Here is a 20,001-nt window from a genome sequence, read left to right on the forward strand (position 1 = left end):
TCCCGCGGAACATGCCGCTTATATGCGGATGCGGCCCAGTTGGGGTCAAGAAGGCGGGGGCAAGGATGCCGCCTCAGCCGCCCCAGCCCAGGGCGGCCAGCCCGGCATGCAGCCCCCAGGTGACCCCCACGCCCAGCAGGATGGCGGCCGCCATGTTGCGGCTGGCGAGCTGCACGGCCACCACCACCGCCGCCCCCACCCAGGCGGCGGGCCCGCTGGCCAGCAGCGGCGGGGTGACATAGGCGACGAAGAGGCAGCCCGGCAGGTGGCGCAGCAGCGCCTGCACGAAGGGCGGCGGCCGCACCGCGCGCAGCACGGCATAGCCCCCGGCGCGGCTGGCATAGGTCACCAGCGCCATGCCGAGGATCGCCAGCAGGACATCCAGCCTTACTTCCATCCAGGCGCCCCCCGCCCGCGCAGCTCGATCCAGGCCCCCAGCCCGGCGCCCGCGAAACTGCCCAGCAGCAGCGGCAGCGGCACCGGCAGCGCCGCCCGATGCGCCGCCAGCGCCACCAGCCCGGCCACCAGCCAGGGCAGGCCATCCACCCGCGCCCCGCGCCACAGCGGCACCAGGATGGAGAGGAAGGCGGCGAGGGAGGCGAAGAACAGCGGATGCCCGGGCGGCACCCGCAGCATCCCGCCGCCCAGATGCCCCAGCGCCACCGTCCCCACCCAGGAGATCCAGATGCCGAGGCCGATCCCCAGCAGATAGCCCGCATCCCGCCCGCCGGCCCGCTGGTCCGCCACCGCCATGGCGAAGGAATGGTCCACCAGCGTCGCCAGCGTGCCCCAGAGCTTCCAGCCGCGCAGCCGGTCCAGCCAGGGCGCCAGCGCCGCGCCCATCGGCGCCATGCGGATATTCACCACCAGGGTCGCGATGGTCGCCGCCAGGATCGGCGCCGGGTCGGTCCAGAGCTCCAGCGCCACCAGCTGCGCCGCGCCGGCGAAGACGATGGTCGACATCAGCAGGGTCTCGGCGAAGGACAGGCCCTTGGCGGCCGAGAGCACGCCGATCACCACGCCGAAAGGCAGCATGCCGACCCAGAGCGGCAGGCTGGCCAGGAAGCCGCGCCGCACGCCGACCCGGGTGAAGACGACGCGACCCTGCGGGGGGATGGCCAAGCGCCTCAGCCCCGCCGGAAGGCGAGGAGCCGGTCCTCGGCCTCCCCGGGGTCCAGGCGCAGCGCGGCTTCCGCCGTGCCGCGTGCGAAACCGGCACGGGCCAGCGTCGCCAGGGCCTTCAGCCGCGCCTCCGGCGGCGCCGCCGGATCGCCGAAGGGGCCGAGGCGCCGGCGGCGACACAGCGCGAGCGCGGCCTCCATCTCCGCCGCCTCGCCTTCCGGCAGCGCGGCCGCGGCGGTCTCGGCCGCCACGCCCTTCTGGGCCAGATGCGCGAGCGCGGCGCGGCGGGACCGGCCGCTGCGTCGCAACCGGCGGGCGCGGCTTTCGGCGAAGGCGGCATCATCCACGCTGCCGCTGGCCGCCATCTGCCGCGCCACCAGCGCCGCCGCCTGCTTCGCGGCCGCGACAAGCTGGGCGATCCCGTCCATGCCGAAGGCCTCCGCCGCGCGCGCCCAGCGGTCCACCCGGCGCTGCAGCACGCGACGCAGCCCGGCCTCGGTGGTCGCAAAGCGGGCCAGATGCGCCACGGCCGCCTCCCGCAGCCGCGCCTCGCCCGGCGGGGGGCCGGGCGGGCGGGGCGGGGCGGCGGGGTCGCGGGCCGGCCGGCGATCGGATCGGCGGGTTTCCATCCTGCCCATCCTGGCACGCCGCCCGGGCGGCTGGCGACCCGCCGCGCTGCAACCAAGGCGCCTCAGAAACAAGCGCCGCCGCCGCAACCTTTTCGCGCGGCTCCGCGTTGGGGGGGCAGGCACGGAGCGCCCCGACGCATCGGCCAAGGAAAAAGGAGAAAGCCGGATGCTGACCACCAAGACCTTCCTGTCCATGTCGACTGCCGCCGCCATCGCCATGGCCCCGGTGCTGGCCTTCGGCCAGACCGCCGCCACGCCGAACGAGGCCCGCGGCGGCGTGACCGCGCAGGCCCCGGCCGATGGCACGCCGGGCAACCCGCCCTCCACCGCGACGCAGCGCGCGCTCGATGGCGTGACCGGTAACCGCACCGATGCCGATGGCACCGGCAACAACCCGCCCGGCACCGCCGCCGGCCGCGCGCTGGACCGCGCCACGACGCCGAACACCACGGGCACCGCCGCGACCGGCAACCCCGGCGCCCGGAGCACCGCGACCGGCGCGACCACGCCGAGCCTCTCGGTGGACAGCATGAGCCTGCGCGAGAGCCGCCGGGCCAGCCAGATCATCGGCTCGAACATCTACAACGAGGAAAACAACAGCATCGGTGAGGTCGACGACCTGATCGTGCCGCAGGCCGGCGGCGCCCCGGTGGCCGTGATCTCGGTGGGCGGCTTCCTCGGCATCGGCGCCAAGCTGGTGGCCATCCCCTATGAGCGCCTGACCCATGACGCGGAGCGCAACCGGTGGGTGCTGCGCGGCGCGACCAAGGACAGCCTGCAGTCCCTGCCCGCCTTCACCTACGACAACAACAGCCGCCGCGGCTGAGCCCTCGCTTCAGGAAAGACGCCCGAAATGAAGAAGACCCTGTTCGTGATGGCGGCGCTGCTGCCGATCGTGGCCTGCTCCAACAACGCGCCGCGCGATGGCGTGGCGGGCAACCCGCCCTCCACCGCCACCCAGCGCGCCTATGACAGCGCCACCGGCAGCCCGCCGACCAGCCCGGACGGCACGGGCAACAACCCGGCCGGCACGGCGGCGGAGCGCGCACTGGACCGCGCGGCGGGCACCAATACCTCGGGCGCCTTCCCGCGCCAGTCGGATGGCCGCCCGGGCAATCCGCCCGGCACGGCGGCGGAGCGGGCCTATGACCGCGCCACCGGCTCCAACACCTCCGGCGCCTATCCGTCCAACAGCGGCGGCGTCCGCCAGTAATCTTTGGCTGACGTGACGGAGGAAGCGGCCGGGCCTGTCCCGGCCGTTTCTGCGTCTGGCGCATCCGCGCCCCGCTTCCGGCGCAAGGCGCTGGCGCGGAGGTGCTTTGACCGCCCGCCCCTTCTCGTGCAATTTCCATCGCTTCCGCGCTCGCCCAGGCGAATGGCGCCAGGCCGCGCGGCGTGACGGAGGATGGATCGCGTGATCCCCGCCCTGATGCCGACCTACAACCGTGCCGACCTCGCTTTCGAGCGGGGCGAGGGCGCCTGGCTGTGGACCGCGGATGGGCGACGATTCCTCGATTTCGGCGCCGGCATCGCCACCAGCAGCCTCGGCCATGGCCATCCGCACCTGACGAAGGTGATCGCGGAGCAGGCGGCGAAGGTCATGCACGTCTCGAACCTGTACCGCGTGCCGCAGGCCGAGCAGCTGGCCGCGCGCCATGTCGCGGCCTCCTTCGCCGACAGCGTCTTCTTCTGCAATTCGGGCGCCGAGGCGAACGAAGGCATGGTGAAGGCCGTCCGCAAATACCATGCGGAGACCGGCCACCCCGAGCGCTTCCACATGATCTGCTTCGAGGGCGCCTTCCACGGCCGCACGCTGGCGATGCTCTCGGCCACCGGCAATGCCAAGTACCTGGCCGGCTTCGGCCCGCCGGTGCAGGGCTTCGACCATGTCCCCTTCGGCAATATGAATGCCGTGCGGAATGCGATCGGGCCGCAGACCGCGGGAATCATGATCGAGCCGGTGCAGGGCGAGGGCGGCGTGCGACCCGCCGACCTGCGTTTCCTGCGCGAGCTGCGCGCCGTCTGCGACGAATTCGGCCTGCTGCTGGCCCTCGACGAGGTCCAGACCGGCATGGGCCGCACCGGGAAGCTCTGGGCGCATCAATGGGCGGGGATCGAGCCGGATGTGATGTCCGCCGCCAAGGGCATTGGCGGCGGCTTTCCGCTCGGCGCCGTGCTGGCGAAGGAGAAGGTCGCGCAATACCTGAAGCCCGGCACCCATGGCACCACCTATGGCGGCGGCCCGCTGGCCACCGCCGCCGGCAATGCTGTGCTGGACGTGGTGCTCGCCCCCGGTTTCCTGGACCAGGTGGATGGCGTGGCGCGGTCCCTTTGGCGCGGCCTGCTGGAGTTGGCCCAGAAGCACCCGACGGTGATCGAGGGGGTGCAGGGCGCGGGCCTGCTGCTCGGCCTGAAGCTGCGGCCGGAGGTCAATAACGGCGACATGCAGTCCGCCGCCGTGGTGGAAGGCCTGCTGACCGTGGCCGCCGGCATGAATGTGCTGCGCCTCGCGCCCCCGCTGATCATCACGGAGGCCGAGGTGGCGGAGGCGCTGCGCCTGCTCGACCGCACCTGCCTGCGGATGACGCCGAGCGCGGCACAGGTCGCCGCGAAATGAGCGCGGCGCTGAAAAGCGTGGCGGGAGGGGGCAACCCCTCCCCCCGGCATTTTCTCGAATTGATGGACCTCGATTCGGCGACGCTGCGCCGCATGCTCGACCTCGGCGTGCAGGCAAAGCGCGGCCAGGTCCAGGGCAAGCCGCTGGCCGGAAAATCGGTGGCGCTGATCTTCGAGAAGCCCTCGACCCGCACCCGCGTCAGCTTCGAGGTCGGTATCCGCCAGCTGGGCGGCGATGCCATCGTGCTGAGCTCGCGCGACATGCAGCTCGGCCGCGGCGAGACGCCGGCCGATACCGCCCGCGTCCTGTCGCGCTACGTCGATGCCATCATGCTGCGCACCGACAATGTGGCAAAGATCCGGGAGCTGGCGGAGCATGCCACCATCCCGGTCATCAATGGCCTCACGGATGTCTCGCATCCCTGCCAGCTGATGGCGGATATCATGACCTTCGAGGAGCATCGCGGCCCGATCGCCGGCCAGGTGGTGGCCTGGACCGGCGACGGCAACAACGTGGCCCAGAGCTTCATCCAGGCCGCCGCCCGCTTCGGCTTCACCCTGCGCCTGGCGACGCCGCCGGAACTCGCCCCGCCGGCGGACCTCATCGCCTGGGCCCGCGCCGAGGGGGCGCGGATCGAGCTGACCACGGACCCGCAGGCCGCGGTCGCCGGCGCCCGCTGCGTCGTCACCGATACCTGGGTCTCCATGTCGGACGAGACCTCGGAGCAGAAGGTCAGCCGGCACAACCTGCTGGCCCCCTATCAGGTGAACGAGGCGCTGCTGAAGCACGCGGCGGCCGATGCCATCGTCATGCACTGCCTGCCGGCGCATCGCGGCGAGGAGATCACCGAGGCGGTGATGGACGGCCCGCAGAGCGTCGTCTTCGACGAGGCGGAGAACCGCCTGCATGCCCAGAAGGGCGTGCTGCTCTGGGCGCTCGGCCAGGGCTGAGCGAGGCCCGCTTCAAGCAATCTTCACCCGCTCCCCGTAACAAGACCCCTTCCAATGGGGTCAGGTGCACGATGGGCGGGGTATGGAAGGGGCTGCGCCAGCGGCTCGGGCGCGTGGGCATCGGGGCGCGGATCGTGGCGATGGCCCTGCTGGCCTTCGTCGGCGGCCTCGTCGTGATCGAGGGCCGGGCGGTCCTCGAATTGCGGGACCGCGAGCGGGAGATCGTTGCCGAACAGCTGGAACGCAATCTGAGCCTGCTGCGCGCCATGCTCGGCGACCTCGGCCAGGGCTTCCGGCTGGAGGGCGAGACGGGCCTTTTCGTGGGCACACAGCCGCTGACCGGCCGCAATGACCTGACCGACCGGGTCAAGCTGGTCGGCGCGGGCGTTGCCACCATCTTCGCGGCCGAGACCCGCATCGCCACCAGCGTGACCACCCCCGATGGCCGCCGCGCCACGGGCACCGTGCTCGGACCGGGGCCGGCGCGGGAAGCCATCCGCCGCGGCGAGGCCTATCGCGGCGAGGCCATGATCCTCGGCCTGCCCTATCTCACCATCTATGAGCCGATCCGGGATGCCGGCGGCCGCCAGGTCGGCATCCTTTTCGTCGGGCTGGACCTGGTGGCCGCGCAGGCCCAGGCCACGGCTGCGATGCAGCATGCCGTGCTGGTCAGCCTGGTGCTGATCCTCGCCTCCGGCCTGATGCTGACGCTGGCGCTGCGGCGCATGCTGCGGCCGCTCGGCGGGCTGGCGGTGGCGCTGCGCGCGATGGGCGCCGGCCGGCTGGACACGGATGTGCCGGCCATCGCGCGCGGCGATGAATTGGGCGAGATCGCCCGCGCCGTGGCCGCGCTGCGCGATTCCACCCTCGCCGCCCAGGCCCGGCAGGCGGAGGCCGAGGCGGAGCGGCGGGAGGCCCAGCAGGCCCGCGCCAGCCAGCGCCAGGCCACCGCGGACCAGCTCGAAGCCCGCATCGGCGGCATCGCCCGGACGCTCGGCAGCGCGGCGGAGGAGCTGCTCCGCAATGCCGATGCGGTGGGCGAGGCCGGGCACCGCACCACCGCCCGCGCCGAGGAAGGCGCCGCGCGCATCGGCGAGGCCTCCACCAACGTGCAGGCTGTGGCCGCAGCCGCCGAGGAACTGGCCACCTCGGTGGCCGAGATCACCCGCCAGGTGGCGGAAAGCGCCCAGCGGGCGCAGGAGGCCGCGGCCGCGGCCCGCGCCTCGGACCAGACGGTGACCGGCCTGGCCCAGGCGGCGACGCGGATCGGCGATGTGGTGAAGCTGATCGCGGATATCGCGGCGCAGACCAACCTGCTGGCCCTGAACGCGACCATCGAGGCGGCCCGCGCCGGGGAGGCCGGCAAGGGCTTCGCCGTGGTGGCCAGCGAGGTGAAGACCCTGGCGGCGCAGACCGCCAAGGCCACGGAGGAAATCTCCAGCCAGATCGGCGCCATGCGCAGCGCGACGGAGCTGGCGGTGGACAGCGTGCGCGGCATCGCCGCGGCGGTCGGGCAGATGGAGGAGGTCTCCACCGCCATCGCCGCCGCCGTCGAGCAGCAGGGCGCCGCGACGCGGGAGATCGCCCGCAACGCCATGCAGGCCTCGGCCGGAACCGGCGCGGCGACGGCGGAGATGCAGGGCCTGTCGGAGGAAATCGGCGGCGCCGCGGCCGGCATCGCCACGCTGCGCGCCGCGGGTGCCGAGGTCGGCAGCCAGGGCGGCACGCTGCAGCGGGAGGTGGCGAGCTTCGCCGCGACCCTGCGGGCGGGCTGATCAGCTTGACCCTTCCTGCGGGCTGATCAGCTTGACCCTTCCTGCGGGCTGATCAGCCCGCGGAGGGCGTCCGCCGCGGCAGGGCCAGCAGCGCCAGCACCGCCACCAGCGGTACCACCGGCAGCAGGTAGCGCTGCTCCAGATGCACCGGCAGGTGCACGCCGAAATAGCCGCCGACCACCAGCCAGGCGCCCAGCGCCGGCCAGGCGCGCGCATCGCCACGCCAGAACAAGAGGGCCGGCGCCAGCACCGCACCAACCGCCAGCGCATACCCGAGAATCCGACTGGCGAGCAGCGCCAGCAGCAGCAGCGCCGCACCCGGCGAGCCCTGTCTCGCCGCCTGCCACAGCGCCTCCGGCCTGCCGAACCAGGGGCGCGCCTCGCCGAATTGCCGGTGCAGCTCCGCCACCGTATCCACCGGCATGAAGCCCACCCCGAACATTTTCGTGGGCAGCCGCACCAGCATGGCGCGCAGCATCTCGGCGGGATGGCGGCGCCAGGCGCGGGCATAGCGGTCGCTGGCGGTCGCCGCGATCTCGGGCGCCGTCATGCCGGCCTCGAAAAGCCGGGCATTCAGCGGGTCGATGCCCGCATAGCCCAGCCGGCCCACCGTCTCCCGCGCCGTGGTGTCGTAGAGATCCTCCCCATCGAAGACCGGCACGCCGCGCGCCAGCAGCGGCAGCACCGCCTGCACCATGACGATCTGCCGGCTGGTGGAGAGCACGGCGACGCCGGCCCGGCGCTGATGCTCCGCCAGCAGGGCGCCGGCGGCCAGGATCACGGGCAGCGACAGCAGGGCGAGGCCTGCCAGCATGCGGCGCGGGCGCGGCCCGGCGGCAATGGCCGCCGCGGGCAGATAGGCCAGCGCCAGATAGGCCGTCGCCTCCCGCAGCAGGGTCGCGAGGCCGAGCATCACGCCGGCGGCCAGGATCGGCCCCATCCCCCCTTTCCGGAAGCCCGCGCGCAAAAGCAGCAGCGCGGCGCCGCCGGCCAGGGCGGCGTGGATCGCATCCGTCATGACGGCGATCTGCGCCAGCACCGCATGGCCGGTGGCCGGCAGAAGCGCCGCCAGCAGCGCCAGCCCCGGCGCCAGGCCCAGCGCCCGCGCCGTGCGGTGGGTGAGGGCGGCCAGCAGCGCCTGGGCCAGCATCTGCACGCCCACCAGCAGGGTCGGCCAGTTCTGCGGCGCCAGGGTCTGCAGCGCGGCGAGGACCGCCGGATAGCCTGGCGTGCGGAACAGCGCGGTGGGCGCCGGCCCCTCCCGCAGCAGGGCCTCGCCCACCGGCAGGGGGCCGGCACGCAGCGCCTCGGCATAGGCCAGGTAGGTGGCGCTGTCCGGCGTCACCAGCAGGCCGAAGACGGCCAGGGCGACCAGCGCCGGCAGGGCCGAGAGCCCGGCGGCCAGGCCCGTCGCCCACCAGCCGCCCGCCGCATCCCCCGCCCTCGCCTGCATCGCCGCCGCCCGCCTGATCACGCGCCGGTTACCACCTGGGCGCGCCCGGCGTCGAGCCGGCGGAAAGGCCGAACGTCGAGCCGGCGGAACGGGACGCTTTGCCAAGCGGCCGCGCGGGCCCATGTTGTCGGCATGACATCCCTCACCCGTCGCGCCGCCCTCCAGGCCGCCGCCGCCGCCGCAGCCGTTGCCGGCACCACCCCCGAGGCCCTGGCCCAGGCCGCGCCGCCGCCCTCCGCCGCCGCCCTGGCGGAACGCCCGCTGTTCGGCGCCACGCTGCGCACCCTGCCGAACGGCCTGCGCGTCGCGCATGTGGAACAGCGCCGGGCGCCCGTGGTCGCGCATTACGCCTATGTCGCGGCCGGCGGCGGGGAGGATCCGCCGGGCCTCTCCGGCATTGCCCACTACCTGGAGCACATGCTGTTCAAGGGCAGCGCCAATGTCGCCTCCGGCGAATTCTCGCGCCGCGTGGCGCGGGAGGGCGGCAACGACAATGCCTTCACCTCCCGCGACGTCACCGGCTACTTCCAGCATGTGGAGGCCAGCCGGCTCGACCTGGTGGCGATGATGGAGGCCGACCGCTTCGCCAGCGCCCTGATCCCGGCGGCGGAGATGGAATCGGAGCGGCTGGTGATCCTGGAGGAGCGCGCCCAGCGCACCGGCTCCTCCCCCCGCGCCCTGTTCTTCGAGGAATTCGCCGCCGCCATGTGGGGCCGCCAGCACTGGCACGGCCGCCCCATCATCGGCTGGGAGGAGGAGATCCGCGCCATCAGGCACGAGGACCTGATGGCCTTCTTCCGCGCCCGCTATGCGCCCGGCAATGCCGTGCTGGTGGTGGCCGGCGCCATCGGCGGCGACAGCTTCTGGAACGAGATCACGGAACGCTGGGGCGCGGTCCCGGCCGGCCCCGCCGTGCCCCGCGACCGCGCCCCGCCGCCGCGCGAGATCCCCACGCCGCGGCTGGTGAAGAACGACCCGCGGCTGCGGGGCGAGGCGACCTTCATCCGGTCCTGGCAGGCCCCGACGCTCACCGCCGGCGAGACCCGCCACGCCGATCCGCTGGAGGTGCTGCGCCATCTGCTCGGCGGCGGCCAGGGCTCCCGCCTGCACCGCGCACTGGTGGAGGGCGGCCTCGCGCTGGCCGTCGGCGCCAGCTACGACGGCGACGCCGCGAGCTGGGGCGATTTCGACATCGCCGTGACGCCGCGCCGCGAAGTGCCGCCGGAGCGGGTGGAGCAGGCCGCCATGGCGGAGGTGAAGCGCCTGCTGGACGAGGGCGGCCCGACCGAGGCCGAGGTGGCGCGCAGCATCCGCCAGCTTTCGGCCGGCGCGCTGCTGGCGCTCGATGGGCTGGGCGCCGCGCCGCGCATGATCGGCGGCGCGCTGTCCGTCGGCCTGCCGATCGAGGCGGTGGAATTCTGGCCCCGCCGCATCCGCGCGGTGACGCGGGACCAGGTGGCCGCCGCCGCCGCCGCCGTGCTCGGCCAGGCCCCCTCGGCCAGCGGGTGGCTGCTGCCCGAAGGGGTCCAGGCGCCGGCGGAGGTGCGGCTGTGACCGAGAGCTTCCGCATCGAGATCCAGCCGGTTACGGCCCCTGGCGGGCACACCGCCTGGCTGATCGAGGATCATTCGGTCCCGGTCGTCTCCCTCGCCTGGGGCTGGGACGGCGGCGCGGCGCTGGATGCGCCGGAACATGCCGGCGCGCTGGCCCTGGGTGCCGCCCTGCTGACCGAGGGCGCGGGCGACCTCGACATGCTCGCCTTCGCCGATGCGCTGCGCGATTCCGCCATCGGCCTGAGCTTTTCCGCCCAGCGCGACGGCTTCGAAGGGTCCTTCCGCGCCCTGCTGCCGGCGCTGCCGGAGGCGGTGCGCCTGGCCAACCTGGCCATGCGCGCGCCGCGGCTGGAGGCGGAGTCCATGGCCAGGGCGCGGGCCCGGGCCATCGCCTCCGCCCGCGCGGCGCTGGAGACGCCGCGCGGCCAGGTCGGCCGCGCCTTCTGGGCCGCCGCCTATCCGAACCATCCGGCGGGGCGCCCCACCTCCGGCACGGTGGAGACGCTGACCGCGCTGCCGGAACAGGCGATCCGCGACGCGCTGGCGCGCCAACTGCGCGCAGGTGGCGTGCGGGTGGCAGCGAGCGGCGCCATCACCGCCGCCCAGCTTTCCGAAATCCTGCCGCAGCTTTTCGCCGGCCTGCCGGCCGAGGCCCCAGCCACGGCACCCCCGCTGCCCGGCTTCGCGCGGTTCGCGCCGGTGGTGGTGCCGGTGGTCTCGCCACAATCCACGCTCCAGTTCGGCCAGCCCGGCCTGCCGGTGGAGGATCCGGACTGGGAGGCCTTCCAGGTGGTGCTGCGCATCCTGGCCGGCGGCGGCTTCTCCTCCCGCCTGATGGAGGCGGTGCGGGTGCAGCGTGGCCTGACCTATGGCATCGGCGGCGGGCTCGATACGCTCTTCGGCCAGGGTGTCGTCGTCGGCTCCGCCGCCACCGACAATGCCAAGGTGGCGGAGACGCTGGCGGTGACGCGCGAGGAATGGGCGCGCATGGCGGCGGAGGGCCCGACCCAGGCGGAGCTGGAGGATGCGGTCGCCTTCCTCACCGGCAACCTGCCGCTGCAATTCACCGACACGCGCCGCATCGCCGGCACGCTGCTGGCGCTGCAACGCAATGGCCGGCCGCTGGACTGGCTGGAAGGCCGCAACGAAAGGCTCCGCGCCCTGACGCGGGAGCGGACCACGGCGGTGGCGGCACGGCTGCTGAAGCCGGAGGCGCTCTCGGTGGCGGTGGCGGGGCAGCCCGTGGGGCTGTAGCCCCTGGACGGCCATCGAAACGGGATTGCACCGGTCCGCCCCGATGGGCAGGCTCGGCGGGCTGATACGGGGCCGGCTGCCGATGACGAAGATCGCTCTCCTGCTTGCGGCGGCGTCGCTGACAGTGTCAGCCGCCTGGGCTCAGGCGCCCAGCAGCGTGGGGCAGGTGGTGGTGCGCGTCGAGCAGATCGGCGATGGGGCGGCGCCGCAGTTCTTCGGCTGCCCGCTGGCGGATCCGTCGCGGGTCCCCTTCACCTGTACCGGCACCCTGTCGCTTGCCATCGATGGGCGGCCCATTCCCTTCCGCGCCAGCCTGCTCCGGACGATCGGCGACGCGCATCTGCAGCTCGAACCGATGGCGGAGGATGCGCGCGGCCGGCTGGTGCTCGCCCCCGGCACGCGGGAGCCGCTGCACATCCCCGCCGCCGACCGGAACCGTGCCGCCCGGCAGCTCCGGCTGAGCGTCTTCGCGGAGCGGGGGCCGGTGACGGAGGGGCCTGGCGCGATCATCCACCCCCTGCTGCGGTCGGGTGACCTGCCCAGCCTGGTGCTGAAGATCGACGTGCTGTCGGGCTTCTGACGCCGCCCGTCACGCCAGCCGGGCAACCATCCCCGCACTGCGGGCGCGCGCCGCCGGCGGGCCGAGGCAGCTGGCGACGGCCTCGAATCCCGGCGCGCCCGGGCAGGGCGTGACGGTGCAGGGCGGGCTGTGATTGGCGGGGCAGAACAGGATGGTCTCGCCCGGCGCCATCGCCTCCAGCTCCAGCATGGCGCTGGAGCGTGTCATCAGGAACAGCTGCCGGTCCGGGCGGGCGATGCGGCGCAGATGCGCGGCCAGCGCCCGCTGGGTCGGCGCGTCCAGCCCCTGCTCCACCATGTCGACGACCAGCGCCGGCGCAGGCTGCGCCAGCCCGGCGAGCAGGGCGCGCAGCGCGGCCGAGTCGGTGGCGCCGTCCGCGCAGAGCTTCGCCAGCGCCGGCGCGACCGGGGCGTCGTCGCCCTCGGCCCGGTCCAGGCCGAGGAAGCGGGCGCCAGGCAAGACCTCCGCCAGCCGCCGCGCCAGCCGGGTCTTGCCGCTGCCGAGGGGTCCGGTGATCCAGGTCAGCGGGCCGGGCGCCGCCAGGGCGAAAGCCTCGCCGGCCCAGGGCCAGGGCAGGGCGAAGCGGATCGGCTCCATGACCGCGTTCTGGGCCAGCCCCTGGGCAACGCCCTGGGCAACCTCCTGGGCAACCCCCTGGGCAACCCCCTGGGCCAGCCCAGCCCGCAGCCCGCCGAGCCGGGCCAGCTGTCCGGCCAGGGCGGCGAGGCGGGCCTCCAGCACCGCCTGCTGCGCGGCGAGCGCCGCGGCCAGCGCCGCCGCATCGCCGCCCCGCAGACCGGCCAGCCCGGCGAGGCTCAGCCCCACCGCACGCAGCGCCACCACCTCCGCCGCCCGCGCCATCTCGGCCGGGCCATAGAAGCGCCAACCGGCGGCGGAGCGGCGCGGCCGCACCAGCCCGTGCCGCTCATAAAGCCGCAGCGCCTTGGCGGAAACGCCGAGCCGGCGGGCAGCCTCGGCGGCGGTCAGGGCATGATCGGACGACATCCTGGGGGGCCTCGCTGCCTGCACGCGGCGCTTATCGGGGTGGCCCCAGGGTCCGGGTCAAGCTGTCCGGGTCAAGCTGTCCGGGTCAAGCCGTCCGGGCGCAGCTCAGCCGCCCGCGCCCAGCACGCCGACCAGGGCCCGGCCCAGCTGCTCCTGCGTATAGGGCTTCACCAGGCGCAGCGGCCCCTCCCCCTCCGGCCAGGGGCCGGCATGGCCCGTGGCCAGGATCACTGGCAGGCCCGGCCTTTCCTGCGCCAGCCGCGCCGCCAGCACCGCGCCGGTCATGCCCGGCATGGCGTGGTCGGTGACCACGGCGCGCGGCGCGGCGCCCTCGGCCAGGGCGCGCAGCGCCTCCTCGGCCGATTCGGCCGTCTGCACCTCATAGCCCAGGTCGGCCAGCAGCGCCGCCGTGCTCTCCAGCACCAGCGGTTCGTCATCCACCAGCAGCACGCGGCCACTGCCGCGCGGCGCCTCCCCCTCCCGCCCCGCCGCGGGCGCGGCCGGCGCCTCCGCCGAGACCGGCAGCCAGAGGGCGGCGACGGTGCCGCGGCCCGGCGCGCTCTCGATCTGCAGCGCGCCGCCGGACTGGTGCGCCAGGCCGTGCACCATGGACAGGCCGAGCCCGGTGCCCTGCCCCGGCCCCTTGGTGGAGAAGAAGGGCTCCACCGCGCGGGCCAGGGTGGTGGCATCCATCCCCGTGCCGGTATCGGCCACCGCGACGCGCAGGTAGCGGCCGGGCGTCAGGTCCGGCACGGCCTGGCCCTGCGGCACGCCGGCCTCCACCCGCTGCGCATCCAGCAGGACGGTGATGCGGCCGCCCTCCGGCATCGCATCCCGCGCATTCACCACCAGGTTCATCAGCGCCAGTTCCAGCGCATGCGGATCCACCATCGCCGGCGGCAGGCCGGGCGGCGCCTCCACCACCAGCTCGATGCGCGGCCCGGCGGAGCGGCGCAGCAATTCGCCGAGCCCCGCCAGCAGCTCCGCGAGGTCCACCGGGCAGGGGTTCAGATCCTGCCGCCGGGCGAAGGCCAGCAGCCGCTGGGTCAGCTGCGCGCCGCGCTCCGCGCCCAGCGCCGCGGCATCCAGGTGGCGCAGCAGCTGCGGCGTCGCCGCCTCCCCCAGCCGCTTGCGGGCCAGGGACAGGTTGCCCAGGACGGTCATCAGCAGGTTGTTGAAGTCATGCGCCACGCCGCCGGTCAGGCGGCCCAGCACCTCCATCTTCTGCGCCTCCAGCAGCTGCGCCTGGGCGGCCTTGAGGCTGGAGACGTCGCGCGCCTCCGGCACCAGCAGCGAGACCAGCCCATCCTCGTCGCGCACCGGCTTCACCGAGAAGTCGATCGCCAGCGGCTGGCCGTCGATGCCGCGCATCGCCAGTTCGCGCCGCACGAAATGGCCTGCGGCGGCCTGGCGCACGGCGTCGCGCACCGCGGCGCGGATGCCGGCATCCTCGGGCCACCAGGGCGCCTCCCAGTAGCTGCGGCCGATCACCTCCGCCGCCGTCACGCCGCCCAGGCGCAGCATGGCGTCATTCGCCTCCAGCACCGTGCCATCGGGCGAGAGCAGGCCGATGAACTGGAAGGTGGCGTCGAAGATGCCGCGGAACCGGGCCTCGCCCTCCCGCAGCCGGGCATTGGCATCGGCCAGCGCGCCGGTGCGTTCCGCCACGCGGCGCTCCAGCGTGGCATTGGCCTCGGCCAGGGCCTGCGCCTTCTGCCGGCGATCGGTGACATCCAGCGCGATGCCGAGCATGCGGCGCGGCTGGCCATCCACCCCGCGGCGCACCTCCGCCCGCACCGCGATCCAGCGTTCCGGCCGCACCTGGGCCAGGCGGAACTCGGCCTCCAGCGGCACCTCGCCGCGCACCGCGGCCGTCAGCGCCGCGGCCAGGGCCAGCCGGTCCTCCGCCTGCACCCCGCGCAGCGCGGCGCGGGCGGTGATGCGGCGGCGCGACCGCAGGCCCCAGGCGGCGAAGACATCGCCGATCAGCGCCAGCCGGCCCTCGCGCAGGTCCCAGTCCCATAGCCCGATCCGCCCGGCCTGCTCGGCCAGGCGCAGCCGCGCCTCGCCCTCCTGCACCGAGGCGAGCAGTTCCTCGCGCTCCGCCAGCGCCGCGGCCAGGGCGGCGCCGCGCTCCTCGGCCGAATGCCGCGCCGCGCGTTCCCGCCGGTCCGAGCGCAGGGCGGCCAGGGCCAGCACGCCCGCCATCGCGGCCGACAGGCCGAAGATCAGCCCGTTGCGCAGCAGCCGGCGATGGAAGGGGGCCAGCACATGCGACCGCGCGATGGCGGCGGAGGCGACGACCGGCATGCCGGCCGCCTGCTGCCAGGCCAGCAGCCGGACCATGCCATTCTCATCCACCACCTCCCGCGTGCCGGAGGAGCCGCGCGGCGGGCCGGCCTCGCCATAGGTGCTGCCGACCGCCCCCAGCGGCCAGCGCATCACCATGGTGCCGTCCAGCCGGTCGATCTGCAGCAGCGAGCCGGGACCGAGATGCAGGCCCTGCGCCCCCGCGCCGAAGCGTTCCGCCGCGATCGCCGCCACCACCGCGCCGCGGAACCGGCCGCTGTCGTCGCGCAGCCGGCGGCTCCAGGCGAAGTACCAGCCGGTCACCGGCCCGCCATGCATCAGGCCGGTGACATGGCCGGGCGCCCCGGCGCGCAGCGTGGCGAACCAGGTGCGGTCCGCCTGGGACAGGCCGATCAGCCGGCGGTCGAGGCTATTGGCGAGGATCCTTCCCTCGGCATCGGTCACCCAGATGGCCTCCACCTCCGGCGTGCCGCCGGCGATCTCGCTGAGCTCCGCCCAGTTGGGGCCGCGCAGATCCTCGAGGTCCACCCGCTCCACCAGCTGCGAGACCCGCGCGGTGGTGAGTTCGGCGATGCGCAGCACATGGTTGGCCTGCTGGGCGAGGAGGGAGGCACTGCTCTGCGCATCGGCCCAGCCCTGGTCCAGCGTGGCCCGGCGATCCGCCAGGCTGGCGGCGACGAAGAGCCAGGCGGCGATCAGCGCGAAGGCGGCCAGGCTGAGCGCCAGCCAGCGCCCCACCCTTCCCCCGCCCTCCAGCCGCTGCGCCGCATCGTCCCTAGCCAAGGCGTTCCAGTCCCCCAAGCGACGCATGGCCGCGGCCCGCCATCGGCCGCGCCGCGACACCACCCTCCCGGCCAACAGCCCGCCCCCAAGGGGCGGGACGGCCGCTTCCGTGCCCAGATGGTATCATTCGCGTCGCGCAACACGGTTGCAGACTCGTTTCGCGCGACTGCCCGGCGCAAGGAAAACCTTGGCGCGCCTCGCGCGTCGGAATGCTGCCTGGGAAAGCGGGCTGCTCTGAGGCAAAAGATGCCGTATCCATGGCCCAAGCGCGGCCAGGATCCGGCCAAGGGGGAATGCAGGCGATGCAGCAAGCCGGATCTGCGGCATGGGAAGCGGTGGCGGCGCTGGGCCGCCGGCCCGGCGCGGCCGGCATCCGCCGGCTGCTGGAGGCCGACCCGCTGCGTGCCCGCCGCTTCGGCTTCCGCGCCGCCGGCCTGCTGCTGGACCTGTCGCGCACCTCGCTGACCGAGCCGGTGCTGGCGGCGCTGCTCGACCTGGCGGCGGCGCGCGGCGTGGGACGGTTCCGCGACGCCATGGCGGCCGGCGAGGCGGTGAATGTCACGGAAGGCCGCGCCGCGCTGCACATGGCGCTGCGCGCCCCGGCCGGCGGCTTCCGCACGGGCGGGGAGGATGCCTCGGCCAGCGTCCAGGCCACGCTGAACGCCATGGCCGGCTTCGTGCGCGGCGTGCATGGCGGGCAGATCCTGGGCGCCGGCGGGGACCGCTTCACCGATGTGGTGAATATCGGCATCGGCGGCTCCGACCTCGGCCCGGCCATGGTGGCGCGCGCCCTGTGGCGGCCGGGCCAGCCGATGCGGGCGCACTACCTGGCCAATGTCGATGCCCATGCCTGGGAGGCGCTGCGCCCGCAGCTGGATCCGCGGCGCACCCTGGTGCTGGTGGCCTCCAAGACCTTCACGACGCAGGAGACCATGGCCAATGCCCAGCTGGTGCGCGGCTGGCTGGCCCAGGCACTGGGCCATGCGGCGGTGCCGCAGCACCTGGCGGCGCTGTCCACCAACCTGGCCGCGACGGCGGCCTTCGGCATCCTGCCGGAGCGGGTCTTCGGCTTTTCCGAATGGGTCGGCGGGCGGTTCAGCCTGTGGTCGGCCGTCGGACTCTCCGTCGCCCTCGCCTGCGGGCTGGACGCCTTCGCGGGGCTGCTGGCCGGGGCGCGGGAGATGGACGACCATTTCCTGGCCGCCCCGCCCGGCGAGAACCTTCCCCTGCTGCTGGCGGCCACCGAGGTCTGGCATGTGAACGGCCTGGGCTACCAGGCCCGCGCCGTGCTGCCCTATGACGAGCGCCTGTCCCGCTTCGCCGCCCATCTGCAGCAGCTGGAGATGGAAAGCCTGGGCAAGCGGGTGACCAATGCCGGCCTGCCGGTGGCGCATGCGACGGGGCCCGTGGTCTTCGGCGAGCCCGGCACCAATGCCCAGCATTCCTTCCTGCAGCTGATCCACCAGGGCACCACGCCGGTGCCGGTGGATTTCGTGCTGGTGGCACGGCCGGACCATGCGCATCCGGGCAACCACCGCATCCTGCTGGCCAATGCCCTGGCCCAGGCCGAGGCCTTGGCACGCGGGCGGACGGAAGCGGAAGCGCGGGCGGAGATGGCGAAGGCGGGGCTGGATCCCGCCACGATCGACCGGCTGGCGCCGCACCGGACCTTCCCCGGCGACCGGCCCAGCACCAGCATCCTGCTGCCGGCGCTGACTCCGGCCAGCCTCGGCGCGCTCATCGCGCTCTATGAGCACAAGGTCGCCTGCCTCGGCGCCTTCTGGGACATCAACCCCTTCGACCAATGGGGCGTGGAGCTGGGCAAGCAACTGGCCGGCGGCATCCTGCCGGCGCTGGAGAATGGCGCCGCCGCGACGGATGCCGCCACGGCGGCGATGATCGGCGAGATCCGGCGGCTGCAGGAAGGCTGAGGCCGCCGCCCCGGCTCAGCGGGCGCCGCCCAGGTCGCGCAGCATGTCGTAGCCGACATTCAGCCCGCCCATGCGCAGCGTCACCACCCCCGCATCGCGCACCGCGCCGGTGACCTGGCCGGTGACGCTGAAGCTGAGCGGCACGGCGGCGCCATTGCTGTCGCGGCCGCTGACCGTCACGCGATAGGTGCCATCCGGCTTCTGGGTGCCATTGGTGGTCTTGCCGTCCCAGTTCCACTGGCTGGCATTGGCGCCCAGCGTCACGTCGCTGGCCCGCACCAGGATATTGTTGGCGTCCCGCACCTCGATCCGCGCGGTGCGGGCGGTGCCGGCGGCGGGCAGGTTCACCTGCGCCTGGCCGGATTGCAGCGGCAGGCGGTCCGTCTCCACCGCCACCCGCCGGCCGACCAGCGCCGCCGCCTCCCCCAGCTGGCTCGACTGCTGCAGCGCCAGCAGCTGCTGCAGCGTGTTGTTGGTGTTGATCTGCTGCTCGACGGTGGAGAACTGCACCAGCTGCTGGGTCAGCTGGTCCGCATCCATGGGCGAGGTCGGGTCCTGGTTCTGCAGCTGCGTGGTCAGCAGCTTCAGGAAGGTGTCGAGGTCGCCCGCAAGCCGGGTGCCGCTGCTGCGGTTGCCGCCGGCATTGCTGGCGGCGAGGGCGGAGGTGACGGAACCGCTCATGATCGATGTTCCTTCAGACGGCGAGGTCGATGAGGCCGGGATGCACCGGGCCGCGGCGGGTGGGGGGCAGGCGGGTGGCGGCATCGGGCACCGCCTGCCGCGCCGATTCGCCGCGCGGGCTGCCGCGGCTGCCCTGTTCCGACTGGCCCTGCTGCGCAGCCGCCTGGCCCTGGCCCGGCTGGCCCTGCCCCTGGCCCGGGCTGCCCTGGCTGAGGCTGAAGCTGAGGCTGGGGGCGCGATCGCCGAAGCCGGCCTCGCACAGGGCACGCTCCAGATCCCGCGCATCGCGCTGGAGCAGGGCCAGCGTCTCGGGCCGCTCGGCGGAGACGCGGATGGCGGCCTCGCCCCGGCTGCGGTCGATCGCGACCTCGACCCGGCCGAGTTCCACGGGATCGAGCGTCAGGGTCAGGCTCGCATCCGGGCCGAGCGCCAGCGCCACGGCAAAGGGGGCGACCTGGCGCGAGGGCCAGGCGACGGGCACCGGGTTGGGGCCGCGCCCGGGCTGCGGGCTGCGCAGGGGCGGCGCCGTGAGGCCGGGGGCCAGGATGGTGGCGCTGGCGGTGGCGGGCTGGGTGGCCTCGGCCCGCGGCGCCAAGGGCTCCATGGCCGCGGGCTGGAGCTCGGGCGCGGCCGGGATCGGGGCCGGTGCGGATTGGGTGGCGGGCTCGGCCGGCGCCAGGGCCTCACCCTCCGCCACGGGGGCTTCGGCGGCGGCCAGCTCCGGCAGTTCCGCCGGCGGGGCTTCGCGGCCCGGCCGCGGCGTGGCTGGGGCGGGATCGACGGCGGGGCCGGGTGGCGTCGGGGTTTCGACCTTCGCCATCGGGGCCGCCAGCGGGGTCGCCAGCGGGGCCGCGGCCTCCGGCCGGGCGGGAGCCAGGCTGGCCTCCGCGGGCGCGGCCACGGCCGCCTGCCCGCCCGCATCGGTGGCGAGGCCGGGCAGCGGAGCGGGGGTGGTGGCGCCGGGGGATGCGGCGGGCGGCTGCGATGCGGTGGCAGCGGCCGTCGCGCCCGCCGGCCCGCCGAGGACGGGCTCGACCGGGGTGGCGCCCGGCGGGGCGGCGGCGAGCGGCTCGGCCGGGGTCTCGCCCGGCGTCGCGCCGGCGAAGGGCGCGGCGGGGGACGGGCCTGAGGGGCCGCGGCGCAGGCCGGGCGCCGGGGCTGGCGCCGCGGCCGCCTGCTGGGCGGTGGCGGCCAGGTTGGGCGGCGGTTCCGCGGGGGACGAGGCGGCGGCAGGCACGGCGGCTGGCATGGCCGGGGTGGCCTCGGGCGCGGCCGGCAGGCGGGCGACGGGGGCTGCGGCCGGGCCAGGCGTGGGTGGGGCAGCAGCCGGCGCGGCGGCGGGCACGGCGCCGGCCGGG

The 20,001-nt window shown here is 74.7% G+C and carries 17 protein-coding genes; 9 read left to right on the forward strand and 8 right to left on the reverse strand.

Annotated elements, in window-relative coordinates; genetic code table 11:
• Positions 1-73: 73 nt before the first annotated feature.
• From ACTIF1_RS23460 to ACTIF1_RS23470, 3 genes are read right to left on the reverse strand one after another with little or no spacing between them, the layout of a single operon-like run.
• Positions 74-397, reverse strand: coding sequence for an AzlD family protein (locus tag ACTIF1_RS23460; protein WP_439598876.1), 324 nt, complete (start codon positions 395-397; stop codon positions 74-76).
• The gene (locus tag ACTIF1_RS23465; RefSeq protein WP_439598877.1) at positions 388-1,122 is read right to left on the reverse strand and encodes an AzlC family ABC transporter permease; all 735 of its coding nucleotides are present in this window, start codon (positions 1,120-1,122) and stop codon (positions 388-390) included. Before ACTIF1_RS23465 ends, ACTIF1_RS23460 begins: the two co-directional genes overlap by 10 nt.
• A 5-nt stretch (positions 1,123-1,127) precedes the next feature.
• Positions 1,128-1,751, reverse strand: a complete 624-nt coding sequence (locus tag ACTIF1_RS23470) for a RecX family transcriptional regulator (RefSeq protein ID WP_439598878.1) — start codon at positions 1,749-1,751, stop codon at positions 1,128-1,130.
• Positions 1,752-1,917: 166 nt separating this feature from the next.
• On the opposite strand from ACTIF1_RS23470, the gene ACTIF1_RS23475 reads away from it, so the two are divergent.
• The 5 genes from ACTIF1_RS23475 (at position 1,918) to ACTIF1_RS23495 (ending at position 7,093) form a co-directional block, all read left to right on the forward strand.
• The gene (locus tag ACTIF1_RS23475; RefSeq protein WP_439598879.1) at positions 1,918-2,577 is read left to right on the forward strand and encodes a PRC-barrel domain-containing protein; all 660 of its coding nucleotides are present in this window, start codon (positions 1,918-1,920) and stop codon (positions 2,575-2,577) included.
• 27 nt (positions 2,578-2,604) lie between these two features.
• Positions 2,605-2,964 (forward strand): hypothetical protein, encoded by a 360-nt coding sequence (locus ACTIF1_RS23480; RefSeq protein ID WP_439598880.1) that lies wholly within the window; start codon positions 2,605-2,607, stop codon positions 2,962-2,964.
• Positions 2,965-3,165: 201 nt separating this feature from the next.
• Positions 3,166-4,368, forward strand: coding sequence for an aspartate aminotransferase family protein (locus tag ACTIF1_RS23485; RefSeq protein WP_439598881.1), 1,203 nt, complete (start codon positions 3,166-3,168; stop codon positions 4,366-4,368).
• On the forward strand, positions 4,365-5,318 hold the full coding sequence (gene argF, locus ACTIF1_RS23490) for an ornithine carbamoyltransferase (RefSeq protein WP_439598882.1): 954 nt from the start codon (positions 4,365-4,367) through the stop codon (positions 5,316-5,318). Before ACTIF1_RS23485 ends, argF begins: the two co-directional genes overlap by 4 nt.
• Positions 5,319-5,389: 71 nt before the next feature.
• The gene (locus ACTIF1_RS23495; protein WP_439598883.1) at positions 5,390-7,093 is read left to right on the forward strand and encodes a methyl-accepting chemotaxis protein; all 1,704 of its coding nucleotides are present in this window, start codon (positions 5,390-5,392) and stop codon (positions 7,091-7,093) included.
• A gap of 52 nt (positions 7,094-7,145) precedes the next feature.
• On the opposite strand, the gene ACTIF1_RS23500 is transcribed toward ACTIF1_RS23495, so the two are convergent.
• Positions 7,146-8,567, reverse strand: a complete 1,422-nt coding sequence (locus ACTIF1_RS23500) for a hypothetical protein (protein WP_439598884.1) — start codon at positions 8,565-8,567, stop codon at positions 7,146-7,148.
• Between the two features lie 111 nt (positions 8,568-8,678).
• Here ACTIF1_RS23500 and ACTIF1_RS23505 point away from each other — a divergent pair, with 111 nt between their 5' ends.
• From ACTIF1_RS23505 to ACTIF1_RS23515, 3 genes are all read left to right on the forward strand, one after another.
• Complete coding sequence (locus ACTIF1_RS23505) at positions 8,679-10,100, forward strand: M16 family metallopeptidase (RefSeq protein WP_439598885.1); 1,422 nt, start codon at positions 8,679-8,681, stop codon at positions 10,098-10,100.
• A complete protein-coding gene (locus tag ACTIF1_RS23510) occupies positions 10,097-11,353 on the forward strand; it encodes a M16 family metallopeptidase (protein WP_439598886.1) in 1,257 nt (418 codons plus the stop codon). The genes ACTIF1_RS23505 and ACTIF1_RS23510 overlap by 4 nt, the downstream gene beginning before the upstream one ends.
• Before the next feature lie 82 nt (positions 11,354-11,435).
• Positions 11,436-11,933: a hypothetical protein gene (locus tag ACTIF1_RS23515; protein WP_439598887.1), complete on the forward strand. Its 498-nt coding sequence runs from the start codon at positions 11,436-11,438 to the stop codon at positions 11,931-11,933.
• 9 nt (positions 11,934-11,942) lie between these two features.
• Here ACTIF1_RS23515 and ACTIF1_RS23520 read toward each other — a convergent pair whose 3' ends face one another.
• Together ACTIF1_RS23520 and ACTIF1_RS23525 are read right to left on the reverse strand one after the other, a co-directional pair.
• Positions 11,943-12,938, reverse strand: coding sequence for a MerR family transcriptional regulator (locus ACTIF1_RS23520; RefSeq protein ID WP_439598888.1), 996 nt, complete (start codon positions 12,936-12,938; stop codon positions 11,943-11,945).
• Positions 12,939-13,043: 105 nt separating this feature from the next.
• Complete coding sequence (locus ACTIF1_RS23525; protein ID WP_439598889.1) at positions 13,044-16,058, reverse strand: PAS domain-containing protein; 3,015 nt, start codon at positions 16,056-16,058, stop codon at positions 13,044-13,046.
• Between the two features lie 275 nt (positions 16,059-16,333).
• On the opposite strand from ACTIF1_RS23525, the gene pgi reads away from it, so the two are divergent.
• The gene (pgi, locus tag ACTIF1_RS23530) at positions 16,334-17,962 is read left to right on the forward strand and encodes a glucose-6-phosphate isomerase (protein ID WP_439598890.1); all 1,629 of its coding nucleotides are present in this window, start codon (positions 16,334-16,336) and stop codon (positions 17,960-17,962) included.
• Between the two features lie 15 nt (positions 17,963-17,977).
• On the opposite strand, the gene ACTIF1_RS23535 is transcribed toward pgi, so the two are convergent.
• Positions 17,978-18,643, reverse strand: coding sequence for a flagellar hook assembly protein FlgD (locus ACTIF1_RS23535; RefSeq protein ID WP_439598891.1), 666 nt, complete (start codon positions 18,641-18,643; stop codon positions 17,978-17,980).
• A gap of 13 nt (positions 18,644-18,656) precedes the next feature.
• A partial coding sequence (locus ACTIF1_RS23540; RefSeq protein ID WP_439598892.1) for a flagellar hook-length control protein FliK occupies positions 18,657-20,001 on the reverse strand: 1,345 nt, incomplete at its 5' end.

The sequence above is a fragment of the Falsiroseomonas sp. genome, from assembly GCF_051860665.1.
GTDB lineage: Bacteria > Pseudomonadota > Alphaproteobacteria > Acetobacterales > Acetobacteraceae > Falsiroseomonas.